Annotated in this window: 16 protein-coding genes; 9 read left to right on the forward strand and 7 right to left on the reverse strand. The window is 65.8% G+C overall.

From position 1 onward, the window contains the following. Positions 1-132 precede the first annotated feature (132 nt). Positions 133-432, reverse strand: coding sequence for a hypothetical protein (locus ACW9UL_RS21000; RefSeq protein WP_021443791.1), 300 nt, complete (start codon positions 430-432; stop codon positions 133-135). Between the two features lie 230 nt (positions 433-662). Here ACW9UL_RS21000 and ACW9UL_RS21005 point away from each other — a divergent pair, with 230 nt between their 5' ends. Then, positions 663-1703: a threonine aldolase family protein gene (locus ACW9UL_RS21005; protein WP_457788171.1), complete on the forward strand. Its 1041-nt coding sequence runs from the start codon at positions 663-665 to the stop codon at positions 1701-1703. Between the two features lie 103 nt (positions 1704-1806). Here ACW9UL_RS21005 and ACW9UL_RS21010 read toward each other — a convergent pair whose 3' ends face one another. Both ACW9UL_RS21010 and gbcB read right to left on the reverse strand, forming a co-directional pair. Continuing rightward, positions 1807-5862: an autotransporter-associated beta strand repeat-containing protein gene (locus tag ACW9UL_RS21010; RefSeq protein ID WP_457788172.1), complete on the reverse strand. Its 4056-nt coding sequence runs from the start codon at positions 5860-5862 to the stop codon at positions 1807-1809. Between the two features lie 283 nt (positions 5863-6145). Beyond that, positions 6146-7249: a glycine betaine monooxygenase reductase subunit gene (gbcB, locus tag ACW9UL_RS21015; RefSeq protein WP_457788173.1), complete on the reverse strand. Its 1104-nt coding sequence runs from the start codon at positions 7247-7249 to the stop codon at positions 6146-6148. A gap of 325 nt (positions 7250-7574) precedes the next feature. Here gbcB and gbca point away from each other — a divergent pair, with 325 nt between their 5' ends. Then, entirely contained in the window at positions 7575-8864 is a 1290-nt protein-coding gene (gene gbca / locus ACW9UL_RS21020; RefSeq protein WP_021443787.1) for a glycine betaine monooxygenase oxygenase subunit, read from the forward strand. 351 nt (positions 8865-9215) lie between these two features. Here the strand turns inward: gbca and typA are convergent, their stop codons facing one another. Then, positions 9216-11039 (reverse strand): translational GTPase TypA, encoded by a 1824-nt coding sequence (gene typA, locus ACW9UL_RS21025; RefSeq protein WP_100547281.1) that lies wholly within the window; start codon positions 11037-11039, stop codon positions 9216-9218. A gap of 129 nt (positions 11040-11168) precedes the next feature. After that, complete coding sequence (thiI, locus tag ACW9UL_RS21030) at positions 11169-12623, reverse strand: tRNA uracil 4-sulfurtransferase ThiI (protein ID WP_457788174.1); 1455 nt, start codon at positions 12621-12623, stop codon at positions 11169-11171. A gap of 329 nt (positions 12624-12952) precedes the next feature. On the opposite strand from thiI, the gene glnA reads away from it, so the two are divergent. From glnA to ntrC, 5 genes are all read left to right on the forward strand, one after another. Beyond that, complete coding sequence (gene glnA / locus ACW9UL_RS21035) at positions 12953-14359, forward strand: glutamate--ammonia ligase (protein WP_457788175.1); 1407 nt, start codon at positions 12953-12955, stop codon at positions 14357-14359. A gap of 239 nt (positions 14360-14598) precedes the next feature. Beyond that, positions 14599-15165, forward strand: a complete 567-nt coding sequence (locus ACW9UL_RS21040) for a DUF4124 domain-containing protein (RefSeq protein ID WP_457788176.1) — start codon at positions 14599-14601, stop codon at positions 15163-15165. A gap of 3 nt (positions 15166-15168) precedes the next feature. After that, positions 15169-15786 carry a DUF4124 domain-containing protein gene (locus ACW9UL_RS21045; RefSeq protein ID WP_021443782.1) on the forward strand — a complete coding sequence of 206 codons (618 nt, stop codon included), beginning with the start codon at positions 15169-15171 and terminating at the stop codon, positions 15784-15786. Between the two features lie 188 nt (positions 15787-15974). Further along, a complete protein-coding gene (gene glnL, locus ACW9UL_RS21050; RefSeq protein ID WP_021443781.1) occupies positions 15975-17063 on the forward strand; it encodes a nitrogen regulation protein NR(II) in 1089 nt (362 codons plus the stop codon). Continuing rightward, a complete protein-coding gene (gene ntrC / locus ACW9UL_RS21055) occupies positions 17060-18493 on the forward strand; it encodes a nitrogen regulation protein NR(I) (protein ID WP_457788177.1) in 1434 nt (477 codons plus the stop codon). Before glnL ends, ntrC begins: the two co-directional genes overlap by 4 nt. A gap of 74 nt (positions 18494-18567) precedes the next feature. Here the strand turns inward: ntrC and ACW9UL_RS21060 are convergent, their stop codons facing one another. Then, positions 18568-18966, reverse strand: coding sequence for a TM2 domain-containing protein (locus tag ACW9UL_RS21060; RefSeq protein WP_122109627.1), 399 nt, complete (start codon positions 18964-18966; stop codon positions 18568-18570). A gap of 136 nt (positions 18967-19102) precedes the next feature. On the opposite strand from ACW9UL_RS21060, the gene ACW9UL_RS21065 reads away from it, so the two are divergent. Both ACW9UL_RS21065 and ACW9UL_RS21070 read left to right on the forward strand, forming a co-directional pair. Next, positions 19103-20314 carry a putative DNA modification/repair radical SAM protein gene (locus ACW9UL_RS21065; protein ID WP_457788178.1) on the forward strand — a complete coding sequence of 404 codons (1212 nt, stop codon included), beginning with the start codon at positions 19103-19105 and terminating at the stop codon, positions 20312-20314. Next, the gene (locus ACW9UL_RS21070) at positions 20314-21201 is read left to right on the forward strand and encodes a TIGR03915 family putative DNA repair protein (RefSeq protein WP_457788179.1); all 888 of its coding nucleotides are present in this window, start codon (positions 20314-20316) and stop codon (positions 21199-21201) included. The genes ACW9UL_RS21065 and ACW9UL_RS21070 overlap by 1 nt, the downstream gene beginning before the upstream one ends. On the opposite strand, the gene ACW9UL_RS21075 is transcribed toward ACW9UL_RS21070, so the two are convergent. Further along, the gene (locus ACW9UL_RS21075; RefSeq protein ID WP_021443776.1) at positions 21167-22312 is read right to left on the reverse strand and encodes a PilT/PilU family type 4a pilus ATPase; all 1146 of its coding nucleotides are present in this window, start codon (positions 22310-22312) and stop codon (positions 21167-21169) included. The two genes, ACW9UL_RS21070 and ACW9UL_RS21075, sit on opposite strands and share 35 nt — an antisense overlap. Between the last annotated feature and the right edge of the window lie 5 nt (positions 22313-22317).

Genomic DNA, 22317 nt, shown 5'->3' on the forward strand with positions numbered 1-22317 from the left:
GCCTGGCTCCTGCCGGCACCGCGGCACAGGCTCGCGCCGGCTCCTCCAGGGCCAATCACGCCGCACCACCGTCAGCGCACCAGGCCACCCGCAGGGCATCGCCAGCCATGCGCTATGGCTTAGGGCATTGATCTAGGGCTTGAGCTTGCCGGCGCAGCTGCCGGTGGCTTCGACCAGACGCTGCTGCAGCGCCGCATCGGGCGGCGACTGGCGACTGATCGCCTGCACTTCGGCCTCGCTGAACTCCCGACTGACCTTGTCGGCGGCGCAGTCGCAATAGGCCTGCAGCTGCGGCTGCTCGTAGCCGGCCGGCGCGCCGTTGATGCATTGCTGAACGAACTCGGTTTTCGCCTGCGCCGTCCACTCGGCCGCAGACAACGGCAGGGCAATGGCCAGCGGCAGGGCGAAGGCGAGCAGGTGGCGATGGTTCATAAGACACTCCTTTTCGATGACAGGCGGCAAACCGCCGCCCTGGGGTTGTGAACCCCCGGCGTCGCCATGAGTTCCGCCGAATGGTCGAACGGTCGTCCGGATAGCGACCCTGCAGTACGCATGAACACAACAAGTTGTCGCCCTGGCGGCCCCAGGCCAGGGCCCGCGCGGAGTAAAGTAGCGCCATCCGCCGGTGCTCCCTGCCGGCCCCGCTCGAGAAGGAACGCCCCATGCCCGACAACGCCCAGCAATTTGCCAGCGACAACTATTCCGGCATCTGCCCCGAGGCCTGGGCCGCCATGGCCGAGGCCAACCAGGGCCACCAGCGCGCCTATGGCGACGACGAATGGACGGCGCGCGCCGCCGACCACTTCCGCCGCCTGTTCGAGACCGACTGCGAGGTGTTCTTCGCCTTCAACGGCACCGCAGCCAACTCCCTGGCCCTGGCCTCGCTGTGCCAGAGCTACCACAGCGTGATCTGCTCGGAGACCGCCCACGTCGAGACCGACGAGTGCGGCGCGCCGGAGTTCTTCTCCAACGGCTCCAAACTGCTGCTGGCCAAGACCGAGAACGGCAAGCTGACCCCGCAAGCCATCCGCGAAATCGCCCTCAAGCGTCAGGATATCCACTACCCGAAACCGCGCGTGGTCACCCTCACCCAGGCCACCGAAGTCGGAACCCTGTACCGTCCGGAAGAAGTCCGCGCCATCAGTCAGGTCTGCAAGGAGCTGAATCTCAACCTGCACATGGACGGCGCGCGCTTCTCCAACGCCTGCGCCTCCCTCGGCTGCAGCCCGGCCGAGCTGACCTGGAAGGCCGGCGTCGATGTGCTGTGCTTCGGCGGCACCAAGAACGGCATGGCGGTGGGCGAGGCCATCCTGTTCTTCAACAAGGCCCTGGCCGAGGACTTCGACTACCGCTGCAAGCAGGCCGGCCAGCTGGCCTCGAAGATGCGCTACCTGTCGGCGCCCTGGGTCGGCATCCTGCAGGACGACGCCTGGCTGCGCTACGCCGGCCACGCCAACCGCTGCGCCCAGTTGCTGGCCTCGCTGGTCGAAGACGTGCCCGGCGTCAGCCTGATGTTCCCGGTTGAGGCCAACGGCGTGTTCCTGCAACTGTCGGAACCGGCGCTCGCCGCCCTCACCGCCCGCGGCTGGCGCTTCTACACCTTCATCGGCGCCGGCGGTGCGCGCTTCATGTGCAGCTGGGACACCGACGAGACGCGGGTGCGCCAGCTGGCGGCCGATATCCGCGAGGTGATGAGCGCCTGAGTGCAGGCCCCCTCCACCTAGGCGCTTACAGCTGGCGCCGCGGCGCGACGCCAGTAAGGCCGGTACGCGCGGCGCCCCTGCGGAGCGGCCGCGGCGCACCGGCCTACATCTTCCAGCGCAGGTTGAAGGCGATATTGTTGGCTTCGCTGCTGTCGCTGAACACGCCGTTGTAATCGACGTCGAGGACGATGTTCGGGGTGATCGAGTAGTCGAGGTTGAGCTCGACCAGGAAGCTGTTGCGCGGCAGCTCGGTACCCCACACGCGAAACTTGTCGCCGCCCTCCAGTTGCAGGTCCAGTTCCGGGCGCAGGTCGCCGTTGATCTGCCGCCAGGTGAACGAGCCGTTGAGCAGCAGGTCGCGCTCGGCCAGCTGGAACAGCTGCTGGCCGCGCACACCGAGGCTGGTGCTGAGCAGCTCGTTGCGCTGGCTGTCCGCAGACAGTGCGGCGGCCCCGCCCTGCTCGCTGAAGCTGTCGCTGCGCTGGTCGATCAGCAGCAGGCCGACGAAGGGCTCGACATAGGCCGGCTCGTCGAACTTCAGGTGCCAGGCCAGCTCGCCGAAGCCCTGCGCGGTGTTGACGTCGTACTGGCGGGTCAGGCGCTCCGGGCCGTCGATCAGGCGCACGTCGCGCTGGCTGTCGATCTGGTGCTGGCTGTAGCCGCCACCGCCGAACAGCTTGAGCGTACCGCGCGACAGTTCGACATCGCGGCCGCCGTACAGCGCGTAGCTGTAGCTGTCGGAGTCGGCCTTGGCGTCACGCGAATCGACATCCAGCTGCTCCTGGCCGTAGCCGAAGGCGCCACCCAGGCGCCAGTCGCCGTATACCGGCCAGTCGCCACCAAACAGCATGCTCTCGTGATCCTGGATGATCTCGCCGGCGTTGCCGTCATCGTCGATGCGCTGGCGCCCGCCGCCCACCTGCACCCAGTAGGGCAGCGCGCGCTCGGGCGAAGCGAGGTTGCGGCGCAGGTTGCCCAGCGGCGCACGCGACAGGTTGAGGTCGTCGAACATCACCGCCGAGGCGATGCTGGCATGAGCGTCGCCGGACAGCTTGTTGAATGTGTCGGCCACCTCGTCCTCGCCCAGGTCGAGCAGGGTGCGGTAGACCTCGTTGTCCTCGTCCAGGCTCTCGGCCGCTTGAGCGAAAGCCAGCTGGTTGGGGGTACGCGCCAGGCTGGAGAAGCTGGTGTCGTTGCGCGTCAGGGTCAGGGTCACGGCGTTGCCGGCGTAGCTCAGGCTGGGGTCGAGAAAGGCCAGGTTGGAGCTGACGCTGTCGAACTGGCCGCTCAACTGTCCGGCGCTGAGGATGCCGTAGCTGGTGGCCGGCGCGTAGGTGCCGTTCTCCGCCAGCACCTGCACGGTGCCGGCCAGGCTGGCCAGGCCGCTGACCAGCACCTGATCGGCATTGCCGGCGGCATCGGTCTCCACCTGGTAGACCGAGCCGGGGCTGAAGATCAGGTCACCGGCGACGTTCAGCGTGCCGATGGAGTTGCCCGGCGCCAGGGTGCCACCGCTGTTGATCTGTACGTTACCGACGCTGCCGGCACCACCCAGGGTGCCACCGCTCTGCACCTGGATAGCGGAAAGCAGCGAGCCATTGACCGCCAGGGTGCCGCCGCGGACTTCGGTGATGCCCGCGATGCCGTGGCTGCCGCTGAGGTCGAGCGTACCGGCGCCATCCTTGATGAAGGAACCCGAGCCGGAAAGTGCACCGGCGAAGCTGGTATCGCTCGCCTGGTTGACCGTCAGCGTCGCACCACTCAACGCCACCTGCCCGCCGGCGCCCGCCAGTGCACTCATGCTCAGGTCGAAACCGCCGAGATCCAGCACTCCGCCGCCCAGCTCATAGGCCCCGCCGGACACCAGGCCGCCGGCCGAATCCTGGCGCAAGGTGCCAGCCTCCACCCGCGTAACACCGCTGTAGCTGTTGTTGCCGGACAGCGTCAACGTCCCGCCGCCCTGCTTGATCAGGCCGCCGCTGCCGCTGATGACGCCGAGGAAGCTGCCGTCGACGGCCTGCACCAGGGTCAGGTCGGCGCTGCCCAGCGCCACCTCGCCGCCGTTGCCGGACAGCGAGCCCATGCTCAGGGCGAAGTCGTTGAGGTCGAGCACGCCGCCACCGATGACGTAGTCACCCCCGGCGAACCCGCCGGCACTGCCCTGCAGCAGCGTGCCGCCGCGTAGCTGAGTGGCACCGCTGTATGTGTTGGCGCCGGCCAGCATCAACAAGCCGTCGCCCTGCTTGATCAGGCCGCCGCTGCCGCTGATCGCCCCGGCGAAACTGCCACCCGACGCCAGCGTCAGGGTCAGATCGGCGCTGCCCAGCGCCACCTCGCCAGCGCCACCAGTCAGCGAGTTCATATTCAGGTCGAAGCCGTTGAGATCGAGCACGCCGCCATCGATCACGTAATCGCCACCGGCGACGAACGCCCCGGCACTGCCCTGGCGCAGCGTGCCACCGCTGATCTGGGTTACGCCGCCGTAGCTGTTGGCGCCGGTCAGCACCAGCGTCCCGTCGCCAGACTTGCGCAATCCGCCGCTGCCGCTGATCACCCCGGAGAAGGTGCCGTCCACCGTCTGATCGATGCCCAGGTCGGCGGCGCCCAGCGTCACTTCGCCGCCGCTGCCGGACAGCGAGCCCATGTCCAGGTCGAAACCATTGAGGTCGAGTACCCCGGCGTTGACGCTGTAGTCGCCGCCGGCCAAGGCGCCGGCCGCGCCCTGGCGCAAGGTACCGCCGTCGATCCGGGTGGTGCCGCTATAACTGTTGGCGCCGGACAGCAGCAACAGCCCATCACCCTGTTTGATCAGGCCGCCGCTGCCGCTGATCACGCCGGAAAAACTGCTGTCCGACGTCTGCACCAGGGTCAGGTCGGCGCCGCCCAGCACCACCTCGCCGCCACTGCCGGACAGCGAGCCCATGCTCAGATCGAAACCGTTGAGGTCGAGCACGCCGCCACTGACCAGGTAGCTGCCGCCGGCGACGAAGGCCCCCGCACCGCCCTGACGCAGCGTGCCGTCGCTCACCTGGGTGAGGCCGCTGTAGTCGTTCTCGCCCTCGAGCAGCAACAGTCCTGCCCCCAGCTTGGATAGGCCGCCGCTGCCGCTGATAGCGCCCGCGTAGCTGGTATCGAGGGCCTGATCGACCACCAGATCGGCGCTACCCAGCAGCACCTGACCGCCGCTGCCGGACAGCGACCCCATGCTCAGGCCGACACTGTTGAGGTCGAGCGCGCCGCCATCGATGACATAGGCGCCGTTCTGCACGAAGCCCCCGCTGCTGCCCTGACGCAGGGTGCCGGCCTGGACTATGGTGGCGCCGCTGTAGCTGGCCGGTCCCAGCAGGTCGAGTACGCCCGCTCCGGCTTTGGTCAGCGAGCCGCTGCCGCCGATGGCGCCAGAGAGCAGCACATCGTTGCCGTTGGTATCGAAGGTGCCACCCGCTGCGCCCAGCGCCTCGAGCCGCGAGGAAATATCGAAGGAGGAGGCATCGCCCCACTGCAGCCCGCCGCCATCGAGCACGATGCTGCCGCTGCCCAGGCTGTCGCCGCCGTCGAAGTTGATCAGCCCGCCCTCGATGCGAATGGCGCTAGCGAAGCTGTTGGCGTTCTCGCCGCGCACCGTCAGCGTGCCGCTACCGACCTTGATCAGGGTGCCGTCCACATCGCCGCTGAGGGAGCCGGTCACCTGCGTATTCAGGTTGTTGCTGCCGACCGCCACCACTGCCGAACCGAGTTCGAAGCCACCGTTGCCCTCGATCGAGCCGACGCTGAAGCGCCCCGCACCATCGGGCCCCTGCGCCTCGGAGAAGTCGACGACGCCGCTGTTCTCCGCGACCAGCCGGGCCGTGCCCCCGTCGCTGTTGTCGGTGAAGAGCGTGCGGCCCTCCTCGCCACTGATGATCAGCGCATTGCCGGCGCTGCTCTGCCCGGCGAAGATCGTCGCGCCGCCGTTCTCGCTACGGATAGTCGCGCTGCCGGCCGTGCTCTGATCGTTGAAGAAGGTCAGGCCACTGAAACTGTTGGTGATGGTGGCGCTGCCGGCCGTGCTCTGGTCGTTGAAATTGACGCCGTCGATGGTGTTGTCGATGACGGCGTCGCCGGCCGATTCGTTGCCGTTGAAGTCGATGGCCGCCGCCGGCGGGGCCAGCGCATTCAAGGCCACCCCGCCACACACCAGCACCGCCAAGGGAAGACGGCCGCCAGCCCGCACCGCACCCCGCCCGCGTCCTTTGTTGCACCCCATCCCGAGGCCCCCTACACGCAATATGGGGAAACAGCTGCGCGCCTTGCGCGCCGCATGCAGCCCCGGCAAAGGGAACGGACGCCATCCGTTCCCGCCCATGCCCCTGGGAACACCTCTACTGCGGGATGAAGACTACGCGCCGGGAGCCCTGTGAAGACTAGCCAAATCCCCGCCAGCCGCCAGCGCCGGGCGCCACTCAATAATCGATCACCACGTCACCCTTGGGCACGCTGCAGCAGGACAGAATGTAGCCCTCGGCAACGTCCTCGTCGGTGATCCCGCCGTTGTGCTCCATGTCCACCTCGCCGGCGGTCTTCATCACCTTGCAGGTGCCGCAGATGCCCATGCCGCACGCCTTGGGGATGTGCAGGCCGAGCTTGGCGGCAGCGGCGTGCACGGTTTCGCCGGGGGCGACGCGGATGCTCTTGCCGGTGCTGACGAACTCCACCTGGTGCAGATCGGCCAGTGGCACTTCCGGCGCCTCGGCCGCTTCGGCGGCCAGTTCCTTGACCTCGGCGCGGATCTCCGGCGGCGTCGGGCCGAAGGCCTCCTCGTGGTAGCGGCTCATGTCGTAGCCGTTGCCTTGCAGCAGGTGCTTGATCGCGCTCATGTAGGGGGTCGGACCGCAGCAGAAGATCTCGCGCTCCATGAAGTCCGGGGCGATCAGCTCCAGCATCTTCTGGTTGAGGTAGCCGCGGTAGCCGGCCCAGGCCTCGCCCAGGCCATGCTTCTCGCAGATCAGGTGCAGGCTGAAGTTGTTGATCCGCGAGGCCATGTGCTCCAGTTCGCGGTGGTAGATGATGTCCTTCGGCGAACGAGCGCTGTGCACGAAGACCATGTCGACATTGGCATTGGTGTCGAAGAACCAGCGCGCCATCGACATCACCGGGGTGATGCCGACGCCGCCGGAGAGGAACAGCACCCTGTCGGCGGGGAAGTCGATGGCGTTGAACAGCCCCACCGGGCCGTGCACCGGCAGCTCGTCGCCTTCCTTGAGGTTGTCGTGCAGCCAGTTCGACACCTTGCCGCCCGGCACCCGCTTGATGGTGATGGAGAAGCTGTAGGGCACCGACGGCGAGCTGGAGATGGTGTAGGAGCGCATGATCGGCGCCCCGTCGATCTCCAGTTCGAGGGTGACGAACTGCCCCGGCTTGAAGAAGAACAGCACCGGCTGCTCGGCCATGAAGCAGAAGGTGCGCACGTCCCAGGTTTCCTGGATCACCTTGACGCAACGCACCAGGTGGCGGCCGTTGGTCCAGGTCTGGGTGGTAACCGGGTTGAGGAAGGCGTTGGTGGTCATGAACGGCTCTCCACGCGGCCGGACATCGGCCTATATGGCGCCGATTGTGCGAAACGCCGCGGGCTCTCATTTATCTGCCAGCGACATCGGCATGCTCATCGCGACCTGCCGCTTGGCACGGGGCCTGGCGCGTCGGAAACGCATTCGGCCATGTCGCCCATGGATAAGGTTTCGCGGCGCGGCGAATCCACACTCAGCCTCAGAGCAACCCCCGACAACGCGCGGCCGCCGACCCGCTCGCAGCAGCCGCCACAACGCCTTGCGTCACCACCGTATCAGCCACTTTTGCGGCTGCCGCCCCCGCGCCAGCCATGAGGAGTCACCGATGGACTGCACCCACACCCTGAGCCTGGGCGACCCGCTGGAGCCCGCACGCAAGGCCACCGCCGGCATGCTGCGCGAGCGCGAGCGCACCTTTTCGCTGCCGCAACCCTTCTACAACGACGAGCGGCTGTTCCAGATCGACATGCAGGAGATCTTCCACAAGGAGTGGTTGATCGCCGGCATGACCTGCGAAATCCCGGCCAAGGGCAACTTCCTCACCCTGCAGCTCGGCGACAACCCGATTCTCGTGGTCCGCGGCGCCGAGGGGCAGATCCATGCCTTCCACAACGTCTGCCGCCACCGCGGCTCGCGCCTGTGCGTGAGCGACAAGGGCAAGGTGGCCAAGCTGGTCTGCCCCTACCACCAGTGGACCTATGAACTGGACGGCCGCCTGCTGTTCGCCGGCACCGAGATGGGCGCCGACTTCGACCTCAAGGACTACAGCCTCAAGCCGGTGCACTGCAAGAGCGCCGGTGGTTTCATCTTCATCAGCCTGGCGGAAAACCCGCCGGCGATCGACGAGTTCCTCGCCACCCTGGCTCACTACATGGAGCCGTACGACATGGAGAACACCAAGGTCGCGGTGCAGAGCACCATGAAGGAGAAAGCCAACTGGAAGCTGGTGATCGAGAACAACCGCGAGTGCTACCACTGCAACGGCTCGCACCCGGAGCTGCTCAACACCCTGCTGGAGTGGGACGACACCAACGACCCGCGCGCGACCCAGGAATTCAAGGATCACGTCGCCGAATGCGCCGCCGCCTGGGACGCGGAGAAGATTCCCTACGCGCATGCCGGCTTCGGCCTGCGTAACCGCATCGTACGCATGCCGCTGCTCAAGGGCACCGTGTCCATGACCATGGACGGCAAGCAGGGCTGCAAGAAGCTGATGGGGCGGATCAAGAACCCGGACCTGGGCTCCATGCGCATCCTCCACCTGCCCCATTCGTGGAACCACTGCATGGGCGACCACCTGATCAACTTCACCGTGTGGCCGATCAGCGCCCAGGAAACGGTGGTGATCACCAAGTGGCTGGTGCACAAGGACGCGGTGGAAGGCGTCGATTACGACGTCGAGCGCCTGCGTCAGGTGTGGGACGCCACCAACGACCAGGACCGTCGCCTCGGCGAGGAAAACCAGCGCGGCATCAACTCCACCGCCTACCAGCCCGGCCCCTACTCGAAGACCTACGAGTTCGGCGTGGTCAACTTCATCGACTGGTACAGCGAACGCATGCTCAACAACCTCGGCGAAGCCCCGGCGCAGTTGCGCCAGGTGGCCGGCGAGTGATGACGCTGAGCCTGCTGCTGGTGATCGGCTTGGCGGCCTACGGGCTGCTGGCCTGTCGTCCACGGCGCGGCTGAATCAGCCTGCAGGCCCCGGCATCCTGGCGGATGCCGGGGCTTTCTTTTGGCGGCGCCACGCCCAAACGCTAGGAGCGGCGGACGGCGAACCGATTTAGTCGCGAGAATCCCTGCCCCCAACAAAACAGGAAGAGCGGGAGAGCAAGGCCGCGCAGGAGCTTCGCAGCCGCAGCCGCTCCGACAGGGGCACAACGACTAACGGTGCCCCCAACAAAAAGCCCCGCCAGATCGCTCTGGCGGGGCTTTTCATTAACAGCTCGAGGCTAGCCGCTATGGGTCAGGCCTTGTTGGCTTTCTTGGCAGCGCGGGTGCGCTCGCCTTCGTCGAGGATCTTCTTGCGCAGACGGATCGACTTTGGCGTCACTTCGCACAGCTCGTCGTCCTGGATGAATTCCAGGGCCTGTTCCAGGGTGAAGCGCACCGGCGGCACCAGGGCAATGGTTTCGTCCTTGCCCGAAGCGCGCATGTTGTCGAGCTTCTTGCCCTTGGTGGGGTTGACGCCCAGGTCGTTGTCGCGGCTGTTCAGGCCGACGATCTGACCGTTGTAGATTTCCTGGCCGTGCTCGACGAACAGCTTGCCGCGCGCCTGCAGGGTTTCCAGGGAGTAGGTCAGCGCCTTGCCGGTATCGATCGACACCAGGACGCCGTTCTGACGGCCAGACATGCTGCCCGGCTTGACGGTGTCATAACGGTCGAAGATCGAGGTCAGGATGCCCGCGCCGTTGGTCAGGGTCAGGAACTGGTTACGGAAGCCGATCAGACCGCGCGCCGGGATGTTGTATTCCAGACGCACGCGACCTTTGCCGTCCGGCGACATGTTGGTCAGGTCGCCCTTACGCAGGCCCATTTCTTCCATGACCTTGCCCTGGGATTCTTCAGGGATGTCGATGGTGACGTTCTCGTACGGCTCCTGCTTGACGCCGTTGACTTCACGGATGATCACTTCCGGGCGGCCAACGCCCATTTCGAAGCCTTCGCGGCGCATGGTTTCGATCAGCACCGAGAGGTGCAGCTCGCCACGACCGGAGACCTTGAACTTGTCGGCGCTGTCGCCTTCCTCGACACGCAGGGCCACGTTGTACAGCAGCTCTTTGTCCAGGCGCTCCTTGATGTTGCGGCTGGTGACGAACTTGCCTTCCTTGCCGCAGAACGGCGAGTCGTTGACCTGGAAGGTCATGGAGACGGTCGGCTCGTCGACGGTCAGCGGCTTCATCGCTTCGACGTGGTTGATGTCGCACAGGGTGTCGGAGATGAACAGCTGGTCCATACCGCTGACGCAGACGATGTCGCCGGCGGTGGCTTCTTCGACGTCGACGCGGTGCAGGCCGTGGTGGCCCATCAGCTTGAGGATACGGCCGTTACGCTTCTTGCCGTCGACGTCGATGGCAGTCACCGGGGTGTTCGGCTTGATCTTGCCACGGGCAATACGGCCAACGCCGATGATGCCGAGGAAGCTGTTGTAGTCCAGCGCGGAAATCTGCATCTGGAACGGGCCGTCGAGGTCGACGTTCGGCGCCGGCACGTGGTCGACGATGGCCTGGTACAGCGGGGTCAGGTCTTCGGCCATGGCGGTGTGGTCGAGACCGGCAATACCGTTCAGGGCGCTGGCGTAGACGACCTGGAAGTCGAGCTGCTCATCGGTGGCGCCGAGGTTGTCGAACAGGTCGAAGATCTGGTCCATGACCCAATCCGGACGCGCGCCCGGACGGTCGATCTTGTTGATCACGACGATCGGCTTGAGACCGGCCTCGAAGGCTTTCTTGGTCACGAAGCGGGTTTGCGGCATCGGGCCGTCCTGGGCGTCGACCACCAGCAGCACCGAGTCGACCATCGACATCACGCGCTCGACTTCGCCGCCGAAGTCGGCGTGGCCGGGGGTGTCGACGATGTTGATGCGGTAGTCGTTCCACTTGATGGCGGTGTTCTTGGCCAGAATGGTGATGCCGCGCTCTTTTTCCTGGTCGTTGCTGTCCATCACGCGCTCGTCGTTGAGCTCGTTGCGTTCCAGGGTGCCGGACTGACGCAGCAGGGCATCGACGAGGGTGGTTTTGCCATGGTCGACGTGGGCGATGATGGCGATGTTGCGCAGATTTTCGATCACTGTGTGTATCTCGATCAGAGGATGCGGTGTGTCGCCCAGTGTGGACGACGAATATGAAGAAAACGGGATCAGCAGGCAGAGCGGTCGGGAGGGCGGTGGCGGATACTGCCGCCGTTCAGCCCGGGCGTCTTATGCCGGACGATAAACGCGCACATTGGCATGCCCCTCGCTCAGCAGGTGGTGGGCATGCAGGCGGCTCATCACGCCCTTGTCGCAATACAGCAGGTACTGGCGGTTCTCATCCAGTTCCTTGAACTTGTTGTTCAGCGCGTAGAACGGCAGCGCCTGCACCTCGATGCCGGGCAGCTCGAGCGGCTCGTCCTCGGCGGCATCGGGGTGGCGGATGTCGAGGACGATCTGCCCGGCCAGCGCCTCGCGTACCTCCTCGACCTGCACGTCCTTGCCCAGCTCGTCGATCACCCGGTCGATGGGCAGCAGGGTGGCGCGCTCCAGGGCACGCTCGAGGATGGCTATGTCGAACTGCGCTTCTTCGCGCTCGATGCGATAACCGCGGGCCTTGGTGGTCGGGTTGACCGAAATTACCCCGCAATACTCGGGCATGTGCTTGGCGAACTCGGCGGTGCCGATGCGCGTGGCGGTGTCGATGATGTCCTGCTTGTGGCTGGCGATCAGCGGGCGCATCACCAGCATGTCGGTGGCCGCGTCGATCACCGCCAGGTTGGTCAGGGTCTGGCTGGAGACCTGGCTGATCGCCTCGCCGGTGACCAGCGCCTCGATCTCCAGGCGCTCGGCCATGCGGGTGGCGGCGCGCAGCATCATGCGCTTGAGGATCACGCCCATCTGGCTGTTGTCGACCTTGCCGAGGATCTCGCCGACCACTTCCTCGAACGGCACGCTGATAAACAGCACGCGCTGCGAACGGCCGAACTTCTGCCACAGGTAGTGGGCCACTTCCATCACGCCCAGCTCGTGGGCGCGACCGCCGAGGTTGAAGAAGCAGAAGTGGCTGACCAGGCCGCGGCGCATCATCTGGTAGGCCGCCACGGTGGAGTCGAAGCCGCCGCTCATCAGCACCAGGGTCTGCTCCAGCGAGCCCAGCGGGTAGCCGCCGAGGCCTTCGTGGCGATGATGGACGACGAACAGACGCTGATCGCGAATCTCCATGCGCACTTCGACTTCCGGCTTCTTCAGATCGATGCCGGCCGCATTGCACTCCTGGCGCAGGCGCGAGCCGACGTGACGCTCGACGTCGATGGAGCTGAAGGCGTGCTTGCCGCCGCGCTTGCAGCGCACGGCGAAGATCTTGCCCGGCAGCTGGTCGGCGTAGTGGCGCTTGCAGTGCTCGGTGATGTCGTCCAGATCGCCCAGCGGGTACTCGTTGACCTCGAGGAACAGGCCGATGCCCGGCGTGCAGCGCAGGCGCTCGGTCATCTCGGCCAGCAGGCGCGGATCGTCCAGGTCGGTCTCGACCTCCAGGTTGTCCCACACACCGGTGACCTTCAACTCGGGGTCGAGGTCGCGCAGCACGGTGCGGATGTTCTTCCCCAACTGGCGGATGAACTGCTTGCGCACCGGGCGGCTCTTGATGGTGATTTCCGGGAAAACTTTGACGATCAGCTTCATGAATTGGGCGCCTGCAGGGGCGACGGAAAAACAGGGGCGCGGATTATAGCGGAAATTGCTCAAGCTTTGACCAAAAATACTGCACGCCTCATTGATCGCACCAAAATAGAACATTGCGATATTTGGCAGCCCTCAAATGGTGCAAATATTCCTGCGCATGCCCCATGCAGGCCGCGCAGCGCCTGAGTTTTCGGGCCTCCGTCCATTCCGGGGCACTGGCATGCAATTTGCTCCCTTGTGAGGCAGGTCGCCCTGACGGACTATCCCGCCGGGCTTCACCGCACATATCGGGGCTCCACGAAGCGAGCCTTTTCCACCTGGAGGACAACATGTCTAAGGCTGTTCAACTGATCAAAGAACACGACGTGAAGTGGGTAGACCTGCGCTTCACCGATACCAAGGGCAAGCAGCACCACGTGACCATGCCGGCTCGCGACGCCCTGGACGACGATTTCTTCGAACACGGCAAGATGTTCGACGGCTCCTCCATTCATGGCTGGAAAGGCATCGAAGCCTCCGACATGATCCTGATGCCGGTCGACGACACCGCCGTGCTCGACCCCTTCACCGAAGAGCCGACCCTGATCCTGGTCTGCGACATCATCGAGCCGAGCACCATGCAAGGCTACGACCGCGACCCGCGCTCGATCGCCAAGCGCGCCGAGGAATTCCTCAAGACCACCGGCATCGGCGACACCGTGTTCGTCGGCCCGGAGCCGGAGTTCTTCATCTTCGACGAAGTGAAGTTCAAGTCCGACATCTCCGGCTCGATGTTCAAGATCTACTCCGAGCAAGGCTCCTGGATGACCGACGGCGACGTCGAAGGCGGCAACAAGGGCCACCGCCCGGCCGTCAAGGGCGGTTACTTCCCGGTTCCGCCGTGCGACCACGACCACGAAATCCGTACTGCCATGTGCAACGCCATGGAAGAAATGGGCCTGGTCGTCGAAGTGCACCACCACGAAGTGGCCACTGCCGGTCAGAACGAAATCGGCGTGAAGTTCAACACCCTGGTGGCCAAGGCTGACGAAGTTCAGACCCTGAAGTACTGCGTGCACAACGTCGCCGATGCCTACGGCAAGACCGCGACCTTCATGCCGAAGCCGCTGTACGGCGACAACGGCTCGGGCATGCACGTGCACATGTCGATCTCCAAGGACGGCAAGAACACCTTCGCCGGCGAAGGCTATGCCGGTCTGTCCGAGACCGCCCTGTACTTCATCGGCGGCATCATCAAGCACGGCAAGGCCCTGAACGGCTTCACCAACCCGTCGACCAACTCCTACAAGCGTCTGGTTCCGGGCTTCGAAGCCCCGGTCATGCTGGCCTACTCGGCCCGTAACCGCTCCGCCTCGATCCGTATTCCTTACGTATCCAGCCCGAAAGCCCGCCGCATCGAAGCGCGCTTCCCGGACCCGGCTGCCAACCCGTACCTGGCCTTCGCCGCGCTGCTGATGGCCGGCCTGGACGGCATCCAGAACAAGATCCACCCGGGCGATGCGGCCGACAAGAACCTGTACGATCTGCCGCCGGAAGAAGGCAAGCTGATCCCGCAGGTGTGCGGCAGCCTGAAGGAAGCCCTGGAAGAGCTGGACAAGGGCCGCGCGTTCCTGACCAAGGGCGGCGTGTTCTCCGACGACTTCATCGATGCCTACATCGAGCTGAAGAGCGAAGAAGAAATCAAGGTGCGCACCTTCGTGCACCCGCTGGAATACGACCTGTACTACAGCGTCTAAGCCAGACTCGCGCCGCCCTGTGCGGCGCACTCGAAAGCCCCGCCCGGCCCTGCCTGGCGGGGCTTTTTTGCACCTGCACCGCACACACCAAAATACCCGCCCCCGTTTTCGGATCGTCGGTGCCCCCGGCACGCCCTGCCCCGCTTTCATCTTATGCATCACAACGCCACAGCACGGCACTTGCCAGGGCGCCTTGCCGGTGCAAGGCTTAGCCGCATCACCCAGGGAGGAAATGGCCCATGCGCCCGTTGCTCGCTTGCCTGCTGCTCGGCCTGGCCCTGCCGGCCGCCGCGCAGATCTACAAGTACACCGATGCCAACGGCAACACGGTGTTCACCAACCAGCCGCCGGACGGCACCGCCGCCGAGAGCGTCACCCTACCGCCGACCAACACGGTGGAAATGCAGGCGCCCAGCGCGCCGGCCGCCGGCAGCGAACCGACCGCGCAGGCCGAGGCGCCCTACTCGGTGCTGAGCCTGACCGGCATCCCCGACGATGAAGCCATGCGCGCCAACAACGGCACCTTCAGCGTCGGCGTCGACATCCAGCCGCGCCTGGCCGCCGGCCACCGCCTGCGCCTGCTGCTGGACGGCCAGCCGCACGGCCAGGCGAGCAACGTGCCGCGCCTGCAACTGGTCAACGTCGACCGCGGCGAACACAGCCTGGCAGTCGAGGTGCTCAGCGGCGACCGGGCGATCCAGCAGAGCGCCAGCGTCACCTTCACCGTGCAGCGGGTCAACACCAGCAGCCCGGCGCTGCGGCCGCCACCCCCACCGCCCAAACCCACTCCGAAACCGGCGAACTGACCCATGCGTCCACTGCTTCTCTGCCTGCTACTGATCGCCCAGGGCGCCCTGGCGCAGGTCTACACCTACGTCGACGCCGAGGGTAACCGGGTGTTCACCGACAAGCCGCGCAGCAACAGCGCGCAGCCGGTGATCCTCTCCCCCTCCAACAGCGTGCAGCTCAGCCAGCCGGGCAGCGCAGCGGCGCCCGCGGCCCCCGCCGCGGTGAGCAAGATGGCCATCCACTACCAGCTGCTGCGCATCCTGGTGCCCGAGCCGGACGCCTCGGTGCACAACGCCTCGGGCGAGCTGATCGTCACCGCCACCAGCGAACCCGGCCTGCTGCCCGGGCACAGCTACCGCCTGCTGCTCGACGGCCAGGTGCAGGGCGAACCGAGCCGCAGCCCGGTGTTTCCACTGCAGCACGTCGACCGCGGCACCCACCTGCTGGCCGTGGAGATCATCGACGCCGCCGGCCTGACCGTGGAGCGCACCCCGCCCCAGCCCTTCCACATGCACCGCATGTCGCTGGCACAGAAACGCAAGGTCAACCCCTGCCAGAAGGACGACTACGGCGTGCGCCCCGAGTGCCCGCTGAAGGACAAGCCCAAGGAAGAAGTCAGCATCCTGCCCTTCCTCTGAACGCCATTGCACCTTTGTGGTGCAATGGCGCGCACCACCTCCTAAGCTTTCCCCATTTTGGGTCGTAATTGCCCGCCCCGCTGCGCCGCAACCCCGCGAAAACCCGCCAGGGCGTAGAGAACATGCGTCTTTTCGGGGCTTTGGTTTGCTTCTTGCATTTTCCTGCCCATTGCCGGAACGCACTGCCTATGACCATCAACGACGCTCTGCACCGCCTGCTACTCGACAACCTGACCACCGCCACCCTGCTGCTCGACAGCCAGCTGCGCCTCGAGTACATGAACCCGGCGGCGGAAATGCTCCTGGCCGTCAGCGGCCAGCGCAGCCATGGCCAGTTCATCAGCGAGCTGTTCACCGAATCGCCCGAGGCGCTGTCGTCGCTGCGCCAGGCGGTGGAACAGGCGCACCCGTTCAACAAACGCGAGGCGGTGCTGACCTCGGTCACCGGCCAGACCCTGACCGTCGACTACGCCGTCACCCCGCTGTTCAACCGCGGCCAGACCCTGCTGCTGCTGGAAGTGCACCCGCGCGACCGCCTGCTGCGCATCACCAAGGAGGAGGCGCAGCTGTCCAAGCAGGAGACCACCAAGCTGCTGGTGCGCGGCCTGGCCCACGAGATCAAGAACCCGCTCGGCGGCATCCGCGGCGCGGCCCAGCTGCTGGCGCGCGAGCTGCCGGAAGAGCACCTGAAGGACTACACCAACGTCATCATCGAGGAAGCCGACCGGCTGAGAAATCTCGTGGACCGTATGCTCGGCTCGAACAAGCTGCCGTCGCTGGCGATGACCAATATCCACGAGGTGCTGGAGCGCGTCGCCAACCTGATCGAGGCGGAGAGCCAGGGCGGCATCACTTTGGTGCGCGACTACGACCCGAGCATCCCCGACCTGCTGATCGACCGCGAGCAGCTGATCCAGGCGGTGCTCAACATAGTGCGCAACGCCATGCAGGCCATCGCCGGGCAGAAGCATGACATGGGCCTGGGCCGCATCAGCCTGCGCACCCGCACCCTGCGCCAGTTCACCATCGGCCACACCCGCCACCGCCTGGTGGTCAAGGTGGAGATCATCGACAACGGCCCGGGCATCCCCGCCGAGCTGCAGGAAACCATCTTCTACCCCATGGTCAGCGGGCGGGCCGACGGCACCGGCCTGGGCCTGGCCATCACCCAGAACATCATCAGTCAGCACCAGGGCCTGATCGAATGCGAGAGCCACCCCGGCCACACCGTGTTCTCGATCTTCCTGCCGCTGGAACAAGGAGCAACCTCGCCATGAGCCGCAGTGAAACCGTCTGGATTGTCGACGACGATCGTTCCATCCGCTGGGTGCTGGAAAAGGCGCTGCAGCAGGAAGGCATGACCACCCAGAGCTTCGACAGTGCCGACGGTGTACTCAGCCGCCTGACCCGCCAGCAACCGGACGTGATCATCTCCGACATTCGCATGCCCGGCGCCAGCGGCCTCGACCTGCTGGCACGGATCCGCGAGCTGTACCCGCGCCTGCCGGTGATCATCATGACCGCACATTCCGACCTGGACAGCGCGGTAGCCAGCTACCAGGGCGGCGCCTTCGAGTACCTGCCCAAGCCGTTCGACGTCGACGAGGCGGTGTCCCTGGTCAAGCGCGCCTTCCAGCACGCCCAGGAGCAGCAGAGCCTGGCCGCTCCGGCCGCCCAGGCGCGCACCCCGGAAATCATCGGCGAGGCGCCGGCGATGCAGGAGGTGTTCCGCGCCATCGGCCGCCTGTCCCACTCCAATATCACCGTGCTGATCAACGGCGAATCCGGTACCGGCAAGGAGCTGGTGGCCCACGCCCTGCACCGCCACAGCCCGCGCGCGGCGTCGCCCTTCATCGCGCTGAACATGGCGGCCATCCCCAAGGACCTGATGGAATCGGAGCTGTTCGGCCACGAGAAGGGCGCCTTCACCGGCGCCGCCAACCAGCGCCGCGGCCGCTTCGAGCAGGCCGACGGCGGCACGCTGTTCCTCGACGAGATCGGCGACATGCCGGCTGACACCCAGACGCGCCTGCTGCGCGTGCTGGCCGACGGCGAATTCTACCGGGTCGGCGGGCATACCCCGGTCAAGGTGGACGTGCGCATCATCGCCGCCACCCACCAGAACCTGGAAACCCTGGTGCAGGCCGGCAAGTTCCGTGAAGACCTGTTCCACCGCCTCAACGTCATCCGCATCCATATCCCGCGCCTGGCCGACCGCCGCGAGGACATCCCTACCCTGGCCCATCACTTCCTCGCCCGCGCCGCGCAGGAACTGGCGGTCGAGCCCAAACTGCTCAAGAGCGAGACCGAGGACTACCTCAAGCACCTGCCCTGGCCGGGCAACGTGCGCCAGCTGGAGAACACCTGCCGCTGGATCACGGTGATGGCCTCGGGCCGCGAGGTGCACGTCGACGACCTGCCGCCGGAGCTGCTCAGCCAGCCGCAGGACGCCGCGCCGGTGACCAACTGGGAACAGGCCCTGCGCCTGTGGGCCGACCAGGCCCTGGCGCGCGGCCAATCCAACCTGCTCGACAGCGCCGTGCCGGCCTTCGAGCGGATCATGATCGAGACCGCCCTCAAGCACACCGCCGGCCGCCGCCGCGACGCCGCCCTGCTGCTGGGCTGGGGCCGCAACACCCTGACGCGCAAGATCAAGGAACTGGGCATGAAGGTCGACGGCGCCGACGAGGATGACGGCGACGATTGATCCGCCGAGCGCAACGAAAAAGGGCATCCCGCGGGATGCCCTTTTTCGTAGGGTGCGCCGTGCGCACCACGCGATCAACCGCGCTGCGCGTTCTTGATCGAGATCTGCGTGTTCAGCGTCCAGAAATCGTAGAGCACGCCGAGCAGGAACAGGCCGCCGGTCAGCAGATAGAGGATCCCGGTGAGCCACTTGCCCTGGTACATGCGGTGCACACCGAAGATGCCGAGGAAGGTCAGCAGGATCCAGGCGACGTTGTAGTCGGTATCGCCGGCGGTAAAGCGCAGGTCGGCTTCACGGTCCATCGAGGGGATCAGGAACAGGTCGATTATCCAGCCGATGAACAGCAGGCCGAGGGTGAAGAACCAGATGGTGCCGGTCACCGGCCTGCCGTAGTAGAAACGGTGCGAACCGAGGAAGCCGAAAATCCACAGCAGGTAGCCGATCAGCTTGCTGTGGGTGTCCTGTCGTTGCATGGCAATCTCCTTGTGCGATGGACAGTGTCAGACGCCCCACTCTACGCAAGGTTTCCCCCGCCCGCCCAGTGCCAATGACTTGATAGGGCTGCGACGCCCATATACTGTATATAAAAACAGTATTCGAGCGCCCGCCATGCAACTGATCGAGAAGCTCACCATCCTCGCCGACGCCGCCAAGTACGACGCCTCCTGCGCCAGCAGCGGCGCGCCCAAGCGCAGCTCCAAGGGCCAGGACGGCATCGGCTCGACCAACGGCATGGGCATCTGCCACAGCTACACGCCGGACGGGCGCTGCGTGGCGCTGCTGAAGATCCTGCTGACCAACTTCTGCCTGTACGACTGCCAGTACTGCATCAACCGCCGCTCCAGCGACGTGCCGCGTGCGCGCTTCACCCCCGAGGAAGTGGTCACCCTGACCCTGGACTTCTACAAACGCAACTGCATCAGCGGCCTGTTCCTCAGCTCCGGCATCATCCGCTCGGCCGACTACACCATGGAGCAGCTGATCCGCGTCGCCAAGCTGCTGCGCCAGGAGCACCAGTTCCGTGGCTACATTCATCTGAAGACCATCCCCGATGCCGCGCCCGAGCTGATCGCCGAGGCCGGCCTGTATGCCGACCGCCTCAGCGTCAATATCGAGCTGCCCAGCGAAACCAGCCTGGTTCGCCTGGCGCCGGAAAAGAACGTCGCCAGCATTCACCAGGCCATGCACAGCATCCACCAGGGCGAGCGCGAGGCCCTGGAAGAGCGCCGCGCGCCGCGCTTCGCTCCGGCCGGGCAGAGCACGCAGATGATCGTCGGCGCCGACGCCACCGACGACAGCACCATCCTGCACAACGCCCAGAGCCTGTATCACGACTACCGCCTGCGGCGCGTCTACTACTCGGCCTTCAGCCCGATTCCGCAGAGCCCGAAGACGGTGCCCTTCGAGGCGCCACCGCTGCTGCGCGAACATCGCCTGTACCAGGCGGATTTCCTCATGCGCGGCTATGGCTTCAGCGCCAGCGAACTGCTGGCCGGCCCCGGCAACCTGGCGCTGGACATCGACCCCAAGCTGGCCTGGGCGCTGGCCAATCGCGAGCAGTTTCCGGTGGATCTGAACCGCGCCGATGAATCATTGATCGCCCGCGTACCGGGCATCGGCGTGCTCAGCGCGCGGCGCCTGGGCGCGTTACGTCGCGAACGGCGCATCCGCTACGAAGACCTCACGCGCCTGCGCTGCGTGCTGGAAAAAGCCAAGCCCTTTATCGTCACCCAGGATTACCGCCCGCCGCGAGCCGAACACGAATCCCTGGTGCTGCGCCAGCAACTGCGCGACACCCCGGCGCAGATGGCTTTGTGGTGATGCACAGCCTGCGCTTCGACGGCAGCTTCGCCACCTGGCGCCAGGTCGCGCGGCGCGCCCTGTTGCAGGGCTTGGCGCCGCATCAGTTGCAATGGCTGGACGAAGAGGCGGCGCCCGGCCTGTTCGACCAGCCCGCCGAACGCGCGCCGCAGCCCAGCGGCCGTCTGCGTGTGTCGCCCGAGCTGCTGCAGTTGCTGGAAAGCGCCGCGCAGTACCGTGGCGAGGAGCGCTGGAGTCTGCTCTACCGAGTGCTCTGGCGCTTCGTGCAGGGCGAGCGCAGCGCCGTGCTGGCCGGCGACCCCGACGGAAGCGAGCTACATCGCCGGCTCAAAGCGGTGCGCCGCGAGGCGCATCACCTGCATGCCTTCGTGCGTTTCCAGCCCTGCAAGGCAACAGGCGCGCCGGACTTCGTCGCCTGGTTCGAACCGGCGCACGACATCCTCGCCGCGGCCAGCGGCCACTTCGCCGAGCGCCTGGGCAAACACAGCTGGCTGATCGCCACGCCGCGTGACGGCGTTTACTGGGATGGCCAGCGCCTGCAGCACGAGCGCCGCTGCCCGGCGCAGTGGCGGGCCTGGGCAGAGCAGCCCGAGGATGACGGCCAGGCCCTGTGGCGTGCCTATTACGGCAGCACCTTCAACCCGGCCCGGCTCAACCGTACGGTGCTGCAGCAGCACCTGCCGCTGAGATTCTGGAAGCACCTGCCGGAAGGGCCATTGATCCCGCAACTGATGAGCGAAGCGCGCGCCGGCGCGCAACGCGATGGCCAGGCATTGGTGCTGGCGGGCAGGAAGGGCAAACGCATTGGCGGGATAAACGAAGGGGACGCATCGCGTCCCCCGTCTGGCAGCGTCAGCGGAAGCGACGCCCCGGATCTTCCTCGCTGACTTCCAGCGCCAGGCCCTGGGACATGCTGGTCAGGTGGTCGCCGTCGGTTTCCGAGCCGAGCTTGATCATCAGGCGCAGGTCGTTGGCCGAGTCGGCGTAGAGCAGCGCGTCTTCGTAGGTGATCTCGCCCTGGGTGTAGAGGTTGTACAGTGCCTGGTCGAAGGTCTGCATGCCCTGCTCGGTGGAGCGCTTCATCAGGCCCTTGAGCTCGTGCACCTCGCCCTTGCGGATCAGGTCGGCGGCCAGCGGGGTGTTGATCAGCACCTCGATCACCGCGCGGCGACCTTTGCCATCCGGGGTTGGAATCAGTTGCTGAGCGACGATGGCCTTGAGGTTGAGCGACAGGTCCATCCACACCTGGTTCTGCCGATCCGCCGGGAAGAAGTTGATGATGCGGTCCAGCGCCTGGTTGGCGTTGTTGGCGTGCAGGGTGGCCAGACACAGGTGACCGGTTTCGGCGAAAGCCACGGCGTGGTCCATGGTCTCGCGGGTGCGCACCTCGCCGATCAGGATCACGTCCGGCGCCTGGCGCAGGGTGTTCTTCAGCGCCACCTCGAAGGACTCGGTGTCGATGCCCACCTCGCGCTGGGTGACGATGCAGTTCTGGTGCTGGTGGATGTACTCGATCGGGTCTTCGATGGAGATGATGTGGCCGCTGCTGTTCTTGTTGCGGTAGCCGATCATCGCCGCCAGCGAGGTGGACTTACCGGTACCGGTGGCGCCGACGAACAGCACCAGGCCGCGCTTGGTCAGCGCCAGCTTCTTGAGGATTTCCGGCAGCTTGAGGTCGTCGATGGTGGGGATGTTGGTCTCGATGCGGCGCAGCACCATGCCCACCAGGTTGCGCTGATAGAAGGCGCTGACGCGGAAACGGCCGATGCCGCGGGCGCTGATGGCGAAGTTGCACTCGTGGTTCTCGGCAAAATCGCGGCGCTGCGCCTCGTTCATCACGCCGAGCACGGTCTCGCGGGTCTGCTCCGGCGACATGGCGTTCTTGGTCACCGGCATGATCTTGCCGTTGACCTTCATCGACGGCGGTACGCCAGCGGTGATGAACAGGTCGGAGCCGCCTTTTTCCACCATCAGGCGCAGCAGTTTTTCGAATTCCATGGTCG

The organism is Pseudomonas sp. PL-6, from assembly GCF_054110165.1.

Bases quoted from the DNA above. Each gene is read 5' to 3' on its own strand.
- ACW9UL_RS21000 (WP_021443791.1), bottom strand. From the start codon at position 432: ATGAACCATCGCCACCTGCTCGCCTTCGCCCTGCCGCTGGCCATTGCC.
- ACW9UL_RS21005 (WP_457788171.1), top strand. From the start codon at position 663: ATGCCCGACAACGCCCAGCAATTTGCCAGCGACAACTATTCCGGCATC.
- gbcB (WP_457788173.1), bottom strand. From the start codon at position 7,249: ATGACCACCAACGCCTTCCTCAACCCGGTTACCACCCAGACCTGGACC.
- gbca (WP_021443787.1), top strand. From the start codon at position 7,575: ATGGACTGCACCCACACCCTGAGCCTGGGCGACCCGCTGGAGCCCGCA.
- thiI (WP_457788174.1), bottom strand. From the start codon at position 12,623: ATGAAGCTGATCGTCAAAGTTTTCCCGGAAATCACCATCAAGAGCCGC.
- glnA (WP_457788175.1), top strand. From the start codon at position 12,953: ATGTCTAAGGCTGTTCAACTGATCAAAGAACACGACGTGAAGTGGGTA.
- ACW9UL_RS21040 (WP_457788176.1), top strand. From the start codon at position 14,599: ATGCGCCCGTTGCTCGCTTGCCTGCTGCTCGGCCTGGCCCTGCCGGCC.
- ACW9UL_RS21045 (WP_021443782.1), top strand. From the start codon at position 15,169: ATGCGTCCACTGCTTCTCTGCCTGCTACTGATCGCCCAGGGCGCCCTG.
- glnL (WP_021443781.1), top strand. From the start codon at position 15,975: ATGACCATCAACGACGCTCTGCACCGCCTGCTACTCGACAACCTGACC.
- ntrC (WP_457788177.1), top strand. From the start codon at position 17,060: ATGAGCCGCAGTGAAACCGTCTGGATTGTCGACGACGATCGTTCCATC.
- ACW9UL_RS21060 (WP_122109627.1), bottom strand. From the start codon at position 18,966: ATGCAACGACAGGACACCCACAGCAAGCTGATCGGCTACCTGCTGTGG.
- ACW9UL_RS21065 (WP_457788178.1), top strand. From the start codon at position 19,103: ATGCAACTGATCGAGAAGCTCACCATCCTCGCCGACGCCGCCAAGTAC.
- ACW9UL_RS21070 (WP_457788179.1), top strand. From the start codon at position 20,314: ATGCACAGCCTGCGCTTCGACGGCAGCTTCGCCACCTGGCGCCAGGTC.
- ACW9UL_RS21075 (WP_021443776.1), bottom strand. From the start codon at position 22,312: ATGGAATTCGAAAAACTGCTGCGCCTGATGGTGGAAAAAGGCGGCTCC.